The following is a 14168-nucleotide window of genomic DNA, read 5'->3' on the forward strand; positions in this document are numbered from 1 at the left end:
CAGATTGAATTGCGGCAAGCCGTCCTGCTCTTTGTTCATCCCATACTTCACTTGCTGCAGGCCTTCTGAATAGCTAGAAATGGAGGTCGTATCATATGCCCAGTACTCATTTTCGATTCGTCTCGCGGCCTGCAAGCGGAAGAAGTCGTACCGCTTCTCTTCCGTGATGGAAGCAAATAGTTCGCTGCTGCGTTGGGAGGGAATGTCCGCGCCATACGGATGACGGTGCAATGAAGCCCATTTCGAAAAGCGGCTGAGCGGACTGTCCGATTCCAGGATAAGGTAGTAGGCGATCGACAGTAACACTTTATAGTCATTCGGAAAACACTTTTGCAAATCGTCGACAATACCTAATTTATCGCCAATCACATCAAATAAGTATGTAGCTCCGTAGAACCATCGAGCGACATCGACATGAGGAACGGGTCCGCGCCGCGCTGCGGATGCAGGCGTTTCCGTTTTCTTTCGGTTCGTCCCTCGCGTGGGGACAATCGTTCCGGTTTTTTCATCGATCCGGCCGATGAGACGCCGTTTGGAACGGGATTGCTGCTTCTCGCGGTCCCAGTAGGAAATGGACTCATAGGCGTATGTAATCCCGGATCGTTTATCTTTTTGACGAATAATCGCGATGGTGTCCCCCTCCAATCCTCGTTATGTATTATAACACATAACGAGGATTGGGGCCAGCGTTTTCTCCAACAAAATCCAATAAAATCAAGGCTTTCGCATCTATTCAACACCGTTCCTCGTTATGGGTTTTGGGAACGCAGGATCGAAGGCTGCGTGATGTGCAGTTGCATCGCTATGGGCCTGCTGCAATTGATCGCCCTATGCTACTCTCCTCGCGTTCCGGGTCTGTTCTTCCGTTACCTGAGAACGCCTTCCAAGACCTTTGTCTCCGAGGCTACCGTGATGGCGTATCTGCGGAAGTCCATTTTTCGCCTGTTTGCTCGCAATTCGCATTTATCAATAACGAAAATAATTAAAAATAAGCAGGAAATGCCTAATTTTGATGAGGATTCGCTGGTTTCTTAGGCATGTAAAACTTTTCACTGTCCAGAAGGAAAGTGAAAAAATAAACGATCGTATTAAGGTTTTAAATCAAATGAATGGATTAGTTCCTCTTGCGTGAACGGAATTTTCCTTCCCCATTGGACGACCCGAACCAAAAAGGGCCTGTCAGGATTTTTCATATGGTAGAAGCCGGGTATACGCATGACTCTTGATAGATTTGTAATCATGGGATCGGAACTGAATTTTTGGGCTAATGCTTTTTGAATAGGAACGAATTTGCTTATGGATCCGCCTTGAATGACCCAATAAATGTGATATCCGTTGTTCGTTTCGATAATCATCGCATTTCTAATGAAGTTCCAATGCTTTTTAAGAAACTCTTTTTTTAATTGTTTGATTCTCTGTTCGGTTCGATGAGCTAAAAGTTGGTACTGGCCTTGTTTATTTCTTTTGATCGTAATCGATTGGATCTGCTCGGAGGGGTTGGATTTTATGGATTTAATTTTTTGCTTCACTTGTTCTTTGGTGTCTAAACGTTCTGAAATTTTGTTTAGATCTACATCGATAAACTGCGCTCTGATCTCTTTAATCTCGCTATCCAATCCTCTATAATTAATTTCCATAAAAACGGCATAACCTCTAGCGTTTTGACTTAGCAAATGTATAGGTTTGTTGGTATCGGAAATGAGACTGATTTGAGGCACCCGTTTTTCTAAAAGCTTTAGAGGTTTTTGCAGCATGATCGCTTGTTTATTATTAGAAGAAGTACTGTATCTATGATTACTGTGTTTAGCGTCATCGACTAAAATAAAATGCAGACGTTCGTTCTCCTTGTAGCCAAGTTTTTTAATAAAATGGTGAGCTTGGCTGGAGCTCCGACGAATGAGATTGGAATATCGAGTTATAACCGGTTTCATTAAACCACATCCCTCTTATAGGCTGGCGTCACACTTTGTTTTCTTATCTAAACAATCATATTCTTGAAAGACATCATAAGTGTAAACGAAGGAACCCATTTCGGCTCTTTCTTGTCCAAGGCCAAGGAACGCAATCCCGATTAACCTTCTGAGACTGTGTTACTTGGCCGTGATGCCCGGGTTTGCCAGCAAGATGGCCTCGGTAGTCTCCCAAAGCTTGGGCAGGAACCGGATGACATCCTCGGCACGGCGGATGAGGGTGTCGGAAGAGGTGATGCCGAGATCGACGATGATTGCGTCAAATGCTGGAGCGAGTGCACATTGCAGGTCCGGCGGGGCGTCTGCGGCCAGAATTTTGTGGCAGCGTGCAAAGGTCGCGACGATCCAGAAGACCGCCTCGCTATGGCAACCGGATCGGATGAGTTCATAGCTTCCATCGATTGCGATCGTACGCGCTGTGGCGGTGATATCGGTGCTGAAGAAGAACGGTGTTTTGACCACAGCCACAGCGGCGTCGAATGTTCGGGTAAGCTCAGCGAGATGATGTTCGACGCGCTCGGGGGTCAGATGAGCGCAGCCGAGCAACTTCAGCAGATCAGGGTAGAGGCCGGCGTGTCCGTATTCTACAAGCACGTCGCGTGCGGCAAGATAGCGGAGCCGCACAGTGGGGTTGCGAAGGGCGGCCACCAGGAGGAGATGGGTGGTCACGCCGGTCGGGAACAGCCACGCCATCACCTGATCGTGCAACGGGGCGGAGGTGTCGATGGCCCGCAGCCCGTTCTCGATCCTCTTCCGAGCGTTCTCGCATCGGCGGCGTACCCACACCCTCTCGGTATAGTGGCGAGCTACCTGTAATTGCAGCGTACGCAGTTGCCCGGTGGGGTCGGCAATGATCGTGTCCACGCGGAAGCTGCCTGCCAGGTGGTAGGACGTCAGAACCTCCTCGATCGAGGCAAGCTGGTTCCAGGACAAATAGGTGGCCTCCACCAGCGTGCCGCGGTAAACGAACTTCCCAAGCTTAAGCGGGGGCTCAGCCTGATCGGTGACGATAACGACGTCGATATCGGAGGCCGCCGGCAACTCCGCGTCATCAGGCAGCCCTATCGTTGAACCGCTGAAATAGGCCCCCAGGAATCCAGTCTCCCGGCTGGCGTGCTGCATGATCCACTCAGCCGCTGCAGTTCGCGCGGACCCAACTCTCATAGACAACATCCTCCTCTAATATTGATTCGTATCGTATCCAGGACTCAAATTCCCGCGCCTCCACCAATTCATGAAAAAAAGACACCTTGATGGTGTCTTATTGCGTTTGGTTATGAATAAGAGATGGATATGTTCAACATGATCCCCTTCCCTGCCTCTGCTTTCTATTTCATTTGTTGGATAATATAATCCGCCGTGCGAATGGAAAGGGCGGCAGTCGTAAGGAATGGGTTTGCAGCTCCGCTTGTTGGAATCATGCTGCTGCCGGCGACGTAGAGGCCGGATATTCCATGAATCTGCCCATACGGATTGGCTGCCGAAGAGGAGGGATCGGTACCGATGCGGCAAGTACCCATATCGTGCATGACCAGCCCAAGGGGCAGCGCGCAAATGGGTTCCAACGTAACCTTCATGGCTTCCGCTGCTTCCTTCATGCCTTGTTCCATTTGCCGGATGACTTCCAGATCCGTATCGCTGAACGAGAATAAAGCCACCGCCTCCGGTACCCCGTACTCGTCAACCTTGAGCGGATTTAAGGCGACTCTGTTTTCATACCGTGATTCCACCACACCCAAAGCGAGAATATCAAACTCCTGGCCGTGCGGAGGGAAACCGCGCATTTGCATCTGATACGGCCGGGCAAACGTACGCGGAATAAAAACCGCGTAAAGACCCGGAATTTGCGGGTAATCGCTGGGGGCGACGTTTGCAGTCGTATAGGCGAAAGAATGGCTCGTTAAGTAATGACCGATGGCTTCCCCGCGAATTCCCGAGTTAAGCAAAATCCGGGGCGTTTCAAACGTGCTCGCGGCCAAGACAACGGCCTTTGATTTCAGGAAATAAGGTTTTTTGTCCCGATCCATAACCTTAAGGCCAGCCGCTTTTCCTCTTTCGGCGTATACTTGAACGGCGCGGGCCTTGACCGCGATGTCAAACGGCCTTCGGTTTGCGGCATCCGCGAGCATCGCAATTGTACTGAACCGAGGAGGAGTTGACCGGTATTCTCCGGGAGTTGTCGGACGGATATTGATCGCAACCGGCTTATTGCCCGCCTCGGGAAAGCCGTTTTGGCGAAGCCGGTTTAGTAGGAACTCGGCTGTTCTATAATAGGACCGGTTGACTTTCATGATTTCCTCGGCAATGTTATAGTACATATTCATCTCTATCGGGGAGACGGGCCATTCCGCAATATCGACAGGAGTCATCCGGGGACTTACCATGCCCCACTCGATTGATCTTCCGCCTAAAGCGAGTAATTGTTCAAAGTTTGTAAGGAGGGGAGATGGAGGCGCCAGACGGTCGGACGGGAAAATCGGAATCGACTCCCAATACAACGGATTGGGCGGTTCGACATTGGCCCAGAGAGGCAGCCAATCGGGCAGATCGAACTTATTTGCCGGCAGAATATAATCGCCGGCTTCAATGACACCGATACGTTTTCCGTTCTCTCCCCACTGTTCGGCCAATCGCCAAAGGACCGAACCTCCTCCAGCTCCGGTACCCACAATAATCACATCGTAGTCTGTTTTCTCCATTTCCTCCAGCGGCGTCCAAGGATAGATAATCTCAGACGAAGGAAGCGGACAAACGGGGATATTCAGTGCCTGATGAGTTGGAACGGATGCTTGCGGGAGGTTAGACGGTCTTCCGTTCATGTTCAATGGTTTCGCTCCTTCCGACAAAAAATCCATATCCTATATTTATGCGGCCATTGAAACGGTATTCGTGTTATGCAGAAAGGCTTTCGTCGCGGACGCGGACGCCGTTTATCACGAGAAGCTGAAACGCAAGCTGCAAGCCGACCTTACATGACTTATGCAGTTCGCAAGTTTAATTGGGAATTACGAGAATCTATGCTTGAATAAGCCGGTCGCTAAGTTAGGAGTAACACATAAGCGAGAAGTTACTGTATAAATCCATCAAAGCGCGCCAAACAGGGCCTAAAAAATGGAACGAACTGCATAAGTCATGGACCTTACAGGTTGGATTTTTTCGTTTCCATCCATTTGCATATTGAGCTGCTGCACCGGTATTGGTAGAATGGGACTATCTATGGGCACGGAAGGCGGCAAGCAGATATGGATGAGAGATTAGGGGCATCGGCGCTCAGGCCGGTAGCGGAGCTAAACTATTTGAATGCGACGAATGTGGCGCGTTACCGGGCGATTATGCGATTCATCTACCTGGAATATCAGCGTTTAAAATATTGGCTGAAGCCGGAGGAAATTTATGAGGGCGTGCAGGCTTGGGGCGTGCTTGAGGGGTATACGCTGGATTACTGCCTCTCCGATTTGGAGCAGCTCAAAAACTGGGGAAACTTAGCTTCAAGGCATGACGGCGGACGGGCTTTGTCTCTGGAGGAATATATGCGCAAGAAGAGCCAGTATCTTCTCACTCCCTATTCCATCGAGATTGAACGGATGCTCGAAGCGTTGGAGAAGGTGAAAGGCTACGGCGGCTCGCTGGAGACAACCTACTTCGATACGATTGCGGAATGTGTTCATTTCATTAGGGAGAGAGCCGATCAGATGCAAGAGGGAGAAGCGCTCCACAATTGGGAGAAGCTTTATTTAGCGTTCAAGACGATGCATGAGAATGCGGCTGACTTTATTGCAAGCATTCACTCGATTCAGGCGGAAGAGATGATGGCAACCGATGGGTTTCTCGCGATGAAGGAGAATCTGGTCAATTATTTGCAGCATTTTGTAAAGAGCCTTCAGCGCAGCGCCTACAAGATTGAGGGACAGCTGCTTAAAGTTACCCCTCATTTGAGAGACCTCTACTTGGAAAATGTAACCGCCGACGAGCTCCGCAAGCCGCGGATCGAGGAGGGGAAGTCCGCGGAAGAGCTGTTAGCCGAGCTTCAGCAGGGCTGGCGCAACTTGACGCGTTGGTTCATAGGAGACGATACGGGCGTCAGTGAATTGACACTGCTTGAGAAAGCGACAAAGGAGACCATTGCGAAGGTTGTCCGCAGCGCCGTTCGTCTGCAGGAGCGCCGCCGCGGAGGCGTAAGCCGGCGGGGCGATTTGGAGATGATCGCGAGGCGGTTCGCTCAGCTGGATCGATTAGAGGATGCGCATAAGCTGGCCGCTTATGTGTTCGGGCTGTTCGAGACGCGTCACCTGCAGGGTGAGGATCGCAGGGAGACGGAGCGCGCCGATGCTTCGACGTGGGAGGAGCCGCCGAATATTCGGCTGATCCGGACTCGCAGCAGGCGGCGGGCGGTGCGCGGTGCATCGGAGCCGATGCGCAGCCATAACGCCAAGCGTGAGGCATACCGCGAGCAGGTGCAGGCGATGCTGGCGGAGGAGCGGCATTTTGTAGAGAAAATGCTTGGTTACGGCTCCGTTCAAATTTCAAAACTTGCCCCCTTAAATGGGAAGGAGCGGATGCGTCTCCTGCAATGGATTGGCCGATGTACGGGAACGGCCTCGCGCGCATTCGTGACGGCCGATGGTTACAAGGTGGCTGTTCTGGTCCCCGAGCCTTATGAAACGGGCCTGCTTCGCTGTGAGGATGGCGAGCTTGCCATGCCGAATTATCGAATTCAGGTGATGAAGGGGGAAGAGGCGCATGGCTAGAGGCGGCACGACGTCCTATGCGATTCGCAGAATGCGGACGAGCAAGAAAGCGGATGCGGAGCAGTGGAATGAACGGCGGCGCGCATGCGCGCATGCTCTCTTGAACCGGCCTTGGGTAACGAAGGACTCAGATGCCGAGATGTTCTATTGGATTAAGGATCAGTATACCGAGCTGAGGGATTGGTTCGCGGAGTATACAGGCTTCCTGTTAATTATGACAAGAACGATGGCAAAGCTGGACAAATCGCCGTTAAAGGCTGAGCCCTGGATGGGCATGGACGGCTTCCGGGAAGCCCGGGATTATGCGCTGTTTGCCTATGCTTTATGGTTCCTGGAGGGGAAGTCTGAGCTGGATCAATTCGTGCTTACCGATATTGTAGAGCAAGTAAGCGAGCAGATGTCGGCTGCCGGCGCTCCAATGGATTGGGAAAATTATCAGCAGCGCTTGTCAATGGTCAGGGCGCTGAAGAAGCTCAGGCAGCTGGGCGTGCTGGTGCATATTGACGGGGATGAGACGGATTGGGCGCACAGCGGGCAGAAAAATGTGCTGTACGAGTGCGAGCCGAGCGCACGGTATGTGCTGCGGCATTTTCCGCGGGATATGCGCCAGTATGAGGAGATTGAACAATTTAATGAGCTGATTGTTTATCCGGAGACAGCGGAGGGAGAGCTCCGGAAGAGGCGTCACCGGGTGTTCCGCAGACTGCTGCTGGAGCCTGCTGTAGCGGATCGGGACTGGCATCCCGATGATTTGTATTATGTCGTGACGCAGCGGCGGACGATTATAGATAATATGCAGTTTATGTTCGGTATGGAAGGGACGCGGTACCGGGAAGGCTTGTACTTCTTCTATCCCGAGCTGAGCGGGGAGTGCGGCTTGTTCCCGACGGCAGCCGGCGTTTCGGACCTTGCTTTGCTGTTCGCGGGAGAGCTGCGGCGCAGGCTGGGCTCTAAGGACTGGTTCGTAACGGAGCAGGGTACGATTGAATTGACACGCACGGATGTGGAGGGTGTCTTGTACACGCTAAAGCAGAACTACGGGGAATATTGGAGCAAAGAGCATCGTATGATGGGGCTTGGCGAGCTGGCTGATGTTTTGACCTTGCATATGTCGGAATGGGGATTAGGCCGCTGGCAGGACCGCTCGGAAGATAATGGCGGGGAGAGATTTGTCGTATCCGCGGTGCTGTCGCGATGGAATGCGGATTATTCGCTGGATGACGAGGATATGGGAGCAGGATGAACGAGGGGAGTGGGAATGTGGAAGGCAATGAGAAAGAAGTGAAACAGGGCCGCTGGCAGATGTCGCGGGCAGGTATTTTAAATTTCTGGTTTTATGAGGATGAGGAGTTTGCGCTTGAGGACGGCAGGCTTGTGCTTCGGGGTACGAATGGTGCGGGAAAGTCGGTTACGATGCAGAGCTTCGTGCCGCTTGTGCTCGATGGGGATAAGCGCCCTAGCCGACTGGATCCGTTCGGCTCCAAGGATCGCCGGATTGAGTATTACTTGTTGGGCGAGAAGGATGAACACAGCGACCGCACCGGGTATTTGTGGCTGGAATTCAAGCATACCGGGAAGGAAATTTACAAGACGATCGGCATCGGCCTGCGCGCCAGACGCGGCGTCACTGCGGTCGGGTTCTGGGGGTTCGCGCTGGAGGACGGCAGGCGGATCAATAAGGACTTTTGGCTCTATGACCGGGTACTGGAGCTGGAAGGAAGCGGGAAGTTTCCGCTGGACCGCAAGACGCTTGAGGAGCGAATCGGCTCTGGCGGTCAGGTTGTGCAGGAGCAGGGGGCGTACCGCGATTTGGTCAATCGCGTGTTGTTCGGCTTTTATGACCGGGAAGCGTATACGGATTTGCTTCAGCTTCTCATTCAGCTCCGCAGTCCGAAGCTGTCTAAGGATGTGAAGCCTACAGCCATCTACGAGATTCTCGTACAATCGCTGCCGCCGCTGCATGAAGAGGAGCTGCGTCCGCTGTCCGAGGTGATGGAGGATATGGATCAGCTGGCGGATCGGCTGGATGAGCTTAAGCTGCATCAGGCGGAGCTGGAGAAGCTGAACCGCAGCTACGAGCAGTATAACCGTTATTTGGCTTACCAAAGCGGAAGCAGGCTGCTCGCAGCGAAAGCGGAAAGCGATGAGGTGGACCGGCAGGTCAGCGGTTTATCCAAGCAGCTGCAAGCGGCGCTCGCGGAGGATGCGGAAGCTGAGGCTGCGCAGAAGGCAGGACGCGAGCGAGCCGTTTCCGTGGAAACGGAGCTTGAGCTGCTAGGACGCAGCGAGGCGATGGAGAAGCAGAAGGAGCTGGAGCAGGCGGAGCAAAGTCTGAAGGATACGCAGCTCTATGCCGACCAGACGCAGAAGCGTCTTGAAGCCGCGCTCCGCAGCAAGGAGACCGCCCGGCATGCTGCCGAGAAGGCTCAGGCGGAGATGGACGAGCAGCTTGGCAATCAGCTGAATGGTCTAGAGTACTTGGAAGAGCTGGCGGGGGATATGGAGTTTGAGCACCATGGCGTCTATCACCGCTATTGGTCGCCTCAGCCGCCGGAGGATGCGGCTTTCTCCGCTGCATGGCGCAAGGATCTCGAGGAGCATCGTGCGCAAATTGAGGAAGCGATCGCTCTTGCAGAGCAAGAGCGTGACGCTGAGCGGAGTGTAAGGGAAGCGGACAAGGAGCTTGGCCTTATGCGTGCGCAGCGCGATCAGGCGGAACGTGTCATGCGCGCTTCGGAGTCCGCGGCCGAAGAGGCTCTCATGCACTGGAAGGAGCGGCTGCTGGAGTGGAAGGAAGGTCTTGGGGAGCTGCAGCTTGGTGAGCGAGCCGTACAGCTGATGTTCGAGGCTAGCGCCGGCTTGTCTTATGAGCAGCAAGCGGTGGAGACGGTGCTGCTTCCGGTAAAGGCGGAAGCGGATGTTCAGACGCAGGCGCTCGTGGTGCGGAAGCTGGAGCGGGAGCAGGAAGTGAAGCGGCTCTTGGCGGAGCGGGAGCAGCTTGAAGCAGCGATGCGCGAGTGGCAGCATTCGCGCGAGCCCGAGCCTGCGCGCAGCGAGGAGCGTGTGCGCACGCGGGGCGGGTATGGCGCAGGGCAAGGCGCGCCGCTGTATGAGCTGTGCGAATTCCGCGCGCATCTTAGCGCTAAGGAGCAGGCCGGTATTGAGCAGACGCTGCTTGCCGGCGGACTGCTGGATGCCTGGATTAGACCGGACGGCAAGGTCGGCCAGGTGAAGGATCGCGACGATGAGGTGTGGATAACGCCGATTCCCATGGACTGGGGCTATACGCTTGCGGATGTGCTGAAGCCTGCGGCAGCGGCCGAGTCCGGCGTATCGGAGCAAAGGATTGAGGAAGCGCTGCGTTCCTTCGCATGGGGCGAGACGTTCGATCCTGCAGCAGAACAAAGCCAATCGGGCAGTATTTTAATTGGCAAGGACTATTATCAATACGGCTCGATTACAGGAAAGGTGGATGTCGCGGAGCGCAAAGCCCAGTACATCGGCAAGGAAGCGAGAAAACAATTTAAGCTGGCTGAGATCGAACGGCTGAAACAGGAGATTGCGCTTCGCGAAGATGAGCTTGCGTCAATTGGACAAGCCATTGATCTGATTACAGAGTCCATCGATGCGATCCGCACGGAAGTGAAACAGTTCCCTCTCCATGAGGAGCGGCATGAAGCGTTAACGGCAGCTTGGAAAAGTCAGTACGACGCATCGGGAAGGTTCCGGTTATACATGGAGCAGGAGAGCCGTATGGGGGATGCTCTTCGTGCAAAGCAAGAGCAGTGGTCAAGGCTGAAGCAAGCTTTAATTGCGCAGACGGCAAAATGGACGCGATTAAAGGATCACAGCTCCCTGCGCGAAGCGGCGCAAACAGCGGTTCGCTATCAAGGGGAGCTGTCTCAGCTGCTCTCCGACTGGCGTTCCTATTCGCAGGCAGCGGTCGGAGCGGCGCGTTACAAGGGGGAAGCGGCCGAGCATGCCGAGCGGGCCGAGATCGAGGAGGAACGGCGCGATGAGCTGCTGGATAAGCAGTACGGCTTCAAAGTTAAAGTCGAACAGCTGCGCAAGCTCATGGATGAGCTGGGCATTAGCGACTTGTATGCCCGAATTAGCGGGCTTAAGACGGAGAAGCTTGAAATAGCGGGCGTTCTGGAGCGGCTCGTGCAAGCAAGAACGGCGCTTGCCGAGCGGCTTGGCGGTCTTCGCCAGCGCCAGCTTCATCTGGCAGAGCAGGAGAACGAGCATGCGGAGAAGCTGATGCGGAGCGAACAGGCTTTTCGGGCGGAGCTTGCGCTGCAGCTGATTCCTGAGCTTCAGCCTAGCTCCGATCGCGAGTATCTGGGATTGCCGGCAGCGGAATCCGGCAGCCGTGAGCAGCTTATGCGTGCCTGCAAGGGGCTGACAGCCGCTCTGGAGCCGAGTGTGTCACGCTCTAACAAGGAGCGGCTTGGCGGTATTTTGCAGGATCATTATAATGCGACGAAGCATCTGCTCGGGGAATATGTGATCGAGACAGAGATCAGCGAGCAGGGACGCATTACAATCATGTCCATGCGGGATCGAACGCGTCCGCAGAAGCCTGCAGCTTTGCTGGCCGAGATGAACAGCCTGCTTGTCGAGCAGCAAAATTTACTAAGCGAGAAGGACCGGGAGCTGTTTGAGGAAATTATTCTTAGAAGCGTAGGCAAAGCGATTCGCCAGCGCATTCAAAGGGCAGAGCTGTGGATGAAGACGATGAACCGCCTGATGGCGGAGCGCGATACGTCAAGCGGGCTTAAGCTGCAGCTGCAGTGGCTGCCGAAGGCGGCTCAGACCGAGCAGGAGCTCAACAGCGACGAGCTTGTTGCGCTGCTTAGACGCGATGCCCATTTGCTGCATGACGATGAAGTGGAGCAATTGATCACGCATTTCCGCTCGCGTATTCAATGGGCGAAGCAGGGGGCCGCCGAAGAGCGGGAGACGCTTCGCAAGCATTTGTACGATATGCTGGATTACCGTTCCTGGTTCCAATTCTCGCTTCGTTATAAGAAGGGGGATGAAGCCCAGTACCGGGAATTGACGGACTCCCGGTTTAACGTGCTCAGCGGCGGGGAGAAGGCGATGTCCATGTACATTCCGTTGTTCGCAGCGACCTACTCCCGCTATGCGGATGCCGGACCCGATGCGCCAAAAATCATTTCGCTGGACGAAGCCTTCGCCGGGGTGGATGATGAGAATATTCGCGATTTGTTCGGCTTGCTGTCGCAGATGGATTTCGATTATATGATGACATCCCAGGTGCTGTGGGGCTGCTATGATACGGTGCCGAAGCTGGGCATCTGCGAGATTTACAGGCCGAAAGATGCGGATTATGTAACGTTGTTCCGCTATCGGTGGAATGGCACAACGAGAGAATATGTCCCGAACGAGAATGGTCAGGGCGAATCCGATGGATAAGGAATCTGCGCTGAGTGAAGCTTTCCGCCGTTATTTTGCGCAACCCGGTTTCAGTCGATTTCTTGCCGAGCTTCGAAAGCGGCATGAAGCATCCCAACTGGGCGCCCGAGGTTATGTAACGCTTTATGATCTGTCTGAACAGGAGCGGATTACTCTGGATGGGTTCTACGGAACCTATACAACGGCAGACCAGCTTTCTGCCAAGCGTTATTCGGTTGCCAAGTTCGCCCGGCTGCTGTTGGAAAGCCGATTTGCCCTGACGATTCCGCAGCTCTTTCAGCTTTTAGAGGGAGAGAGCCCGATGACGCGGGGTGAGAGGAGGGCGGCAGCGGATATGGAATGGAATGAGCTTATCGACGAGGCATTAGCTTGCGGTAATTTCACGAGGTCAGCTTATCATGAGAGGGTAACGGAGTGGACAGAAAGTCTTCGTCATGAACAAACCTCGGGCGCACGCATACTCAGAAAGCTGTTTGCCGGCTCGCGCGTTGCTGCTTCGGAGTGCTTATGGCAATGCTTGCAGGCTTTAATGATGCTTGCAGATGCACATGTACAGGCTCGTTCGGCGGATCAGCCCGCCGCTCTGCCGATTCGCCTGCCTGTACTGGCCGCGCATGCGACTGGCGATGCGCATGCTCTGGATTGGAAGTTTCCTGCCGGACGATTATTTTGGTCGGCTATTACGGAGATCTATGGAGAAGACATTTACTATGACCGTCATCATGAAGCAATGGAAATCATGGAAGTGAAAGAGGCAGAGGCAACGGTCACGGACAATATGCCGCGCGCGATCCTCATTCGCGAAGGCTATCGATGCGCCGGGGTTGCCGATGATGATGTATCCTCGCAGGTCATGCTGTTTGCACCCGGCTGGCTGCAGAGCTGGGAAGAGCGAATACTGACGCTTCGGCAAGTGGAGCGGATATCGGCGGAGGATCTGAAGGAGATACGCCCGTCCGCTATTTATGCGGTAGAGAATCCATCCGTATTTGCGGTATTGGTGGATCAGGCAGCTTCATTGAATCATGCTGCGCGGAGCTCTAATACCGTTGGCGCTCACGAAGCAAACAAGCTGCCCGTACTGATATGCGTGAACGGACAGCCTAGCGTGGCGGTGATCAGAATGCTGGAGCTGCTTTGCGAGGGCGATACTAATCTTCCTCTCTACTATTCGGGGGATCTGGACGTAAAGGGACTTGATATCGCTCAGGGACTGCAGCAGCGGTTTAAGCCCTATTTTCACCCGTGGAGGATGGATAAGGAGCAATATCAGCGCTATTCGAACAGGGGCATTCCATTGACGGAATCGGAGCGGGAGCGCATCAAGTTAACGGTATATCCGTGGGATGAGTGTCTGTCATTAGAGATGGCGAGTGCGGGTGCGAAGCTGCATCAAGAGCTATGGGTTCAGGAGCTTGCCGCTGATTGGATCAAAACATTTCACCATTTCGATTAATGATGCCTGAAATTTCAAATATAACGATTTATTGAAAAACCTGACCTCGATCGGTCAGGTTTTTGTTTTATTGCTCTATTTTATCTGATATAATATATAAAAAGTTATAAGGTTATTACTGTAGTCAAGTCCTTTCTATTTGTAAATGGATTTCATTTAAAAATGGATCGTTATTTTGCGGTCGAATTTATGGTTAATATCGCAAATGGTGAATTTTCTGTAGAAGATCTTTCACATATTCTTGAAAAGCATTCCGTTGAAAAGTAATAGGGGTCTTCATCATCACTCTCTACTTATATCATGAAAAAGAGCACCACGAGCGGCAATGTCATTAAGATAAGCTCAAAGACAAGGCCGGGAATAAAAATGGAATCCGAAACGGCATGGAAAAAAAGTCCTGTGCCGTTTGTTTTTTGTGCCAGCAAGGAAAAAAGCGCACAGCAAACAAAGCGGATGGAATATCCACTTAAAAAAATGTTCATGTGAACTGAACTATGCTACTCTGTAGACGAAGCTAACAGTTGATTTCGAACGGATTTTGCGCGTATTCTTCTG

8 protein-coding genes and 1 pseudogene are annotated in these 14168 nt (G+C 53.1%); 5 read left to right on the forward strand and 4 right to left on the reverse strand.

Annotation, left to right across the window (positions count from 1 at the left end):
- From L1N85_RS25425 to L1N85_RS25440, 4 genes and pseudogenes are all read right to left on the reverse strand, one after another.
- Nucleotides 1-630, reverse strand: a pseudogene (locus L1N85_RS25425) (IS1634 family transposase); the annotation flags it as partial.
- A gap of 458 nt (nucleotides 631-1088) precedes the next feature.
- Nucleotides 1089-1931, reverse strand: a complete 843-nt coding sequence (locus L1N85_RS25430) for a DNA-primase RepB domain-containing protein (RefSeq protein WP_235241820.1) — start codon at nucleotides 1929-1931, stop codon at nucleotides 1089-1091.
- Between the two features lie 159 nt (nucleotides 1932-2090).
- On the reverse strand, nucleotides 2091-3134 hold the full coding sequence (locus tag L1N85_RS25435) for a hypothetical protein (RefSeq protein ID WP_235241821.1): 1044 nt from the start codon (nucleotides 3132-3134) through the stop codon (nucleotides 2091-2093).
- A gap of 164 nt (nucleotides 3135-3298) precedes the next feature.
- Nucleotides 3299-4789 (reverse strand): GMC oxidoreductase, encoded by a 1491-nt coding sequence (locus L1N85_RS25440; protein WP_235241827.1) that lies wholly within the window; start codon nucleotides 4787-4789, stop codon nucleotides 3299-3301.
- Here L1N85_RS25440 and L1N85_RS25445 point away from each other — a divergent pair.
- From L1N85_RS25445 to L1N85_RS25465, 5 genes are all read left to right on the forward strand, one after another.
- Complete coding sequence (locus L1N85_RS25445; RefSeq protein ID WP_235241822.1) at nucleotides 4788-4946, forward strand: hypothetical protein; 159 nt, start codon at nucleotides 4788-4790, stop codon at nucleotides 4944-4946. The two genes, L1N85_RS25440 and L1N85_RS25445, sit on opposite strands and share 2 nt — an antisense overlap.
- Before the next feature lie 266 nt (nucleotides 4947-5212).
- Nucleotides 5213-6718 (forward strand): TIGR02677 family protein, encoded by a 1506-nt coding sequence (locus L1N85_RS25450; protein ID WP_235241823.1) that lies wholly within the window; start codon nucleotides 5213-5215, stop codon nucleotides 6716-6718.
- On the forward strand, nucleotides 6711-7961 hold the full coding sequence (locus tag L1N85_RS25455) for a TIGR02678 family protein (protein WP_235241824.1): 1251 nt from the start codon (nucleotides 6711-6713) through the stop codon (nucleotides 7959-7961). Before L1N85_RS25450 ends, L1N85_RS25455 begins: the two co-directional genes overlap by 8 nt.
- Nucleotides 7958-12157, forward strand: a complete 4200-nt coding sequence (locus L1N85_RS25460; protein ID WP_235241825.1) for a TIGR02680 family protein — start codon at nucleotides 7958-7960, stop codon at nucleotides 12155-12157. Before L1N85_RS25455 ends, L1N85_RS25460 begins: the two co-directional genes overlap by 4 nt.
- Nucleotides 12150-13613 carry a TIGR02679 domain-containing protein gene (locus tag L1N85_RS25465; protein WP_235241826.1) on the forward strand — a complete coding sequence of 488 codons (1464 nt, stop codon included), beginning with the start codon at nucleotides 12150-12152 and terminating at the stop codon, nucleotides 13611-13613. Before L1N85_RS25460 ends, L1N85_RS25465 begins: the two co-directional genes overlap by 8 nt.
- Nucleotides 13614-14168 lie beyond the last annotated feature (555 nt).

The sequence above is a fragment of the Paenibacillus alkaliterrae genome, assembly GCF_021532375.1.
GTDB lineage: Bacteria > Bacillota > Bacilli > Paenibacillales > Paenibacillaceae > Pristimantibacillus > Pristimantibacillus alkaliterrae.

Bases quoted from the DNA above. Each gene is read 5' to 3' on its own strand.
- L1N85_RS25440 (WP_235241827.1), bottom strand. From the start codon at position 4,789: ATGAACGGAAGACCGTCTAACCTCCCGCAAGCATCCGTTCCAACTCAT.
- L1N85_RS25445 (WP_235241822.1), top strand. From the start codon at position 4,788: ATGTTCAATGGTTTCGCTCCTTCCGACAAAAAATCCATATCCTATATT.
- L1N85_RS25435 (WP_235241821.1), bottom strand. From the start codon at position 3,134: ATGAGAGTTGGGTCCGCGCGAACTGCAGCGGCTGAGTGGATCATGCAG.
- L1N85_RS25450 (WP_235241823.1), top strand. From the start codon at position 5,213: ATGGATGAGAGATTAGGGGCATCGGCGCTCAGGCCGGTAGCGGAGCTA.
- L1N85_RS25455 (WP_235241824.1), top strand. From the start codon at position 6,711: ATGGCTAGAGGCGGCACGACGTCCTATGCGATTCGCAGAATGCGGACG.
- L1N85_RS25465 (WP_235241826.1), top strand. From the start codon at position 12,150: ATGGATAAGGAATCTGCGCTGAGTGAAGCTTTCCGCCGTTATTTTGCG.
- L1N85_RS25430 (WP_235241820.1), bottom strand. From the start codon at position 1,931: ATGAAACCGGTTATAACTCGATATTCCAATCTCATTCGTCGGAGCTCC.
- L1N85_RS25460 (WP_235241825.1), top strand. From the start codon at position 7,958: ATGAACGAGGGGAGTGGGAATGTGGAAGGCAATGAGAAAGAAGTGAAA.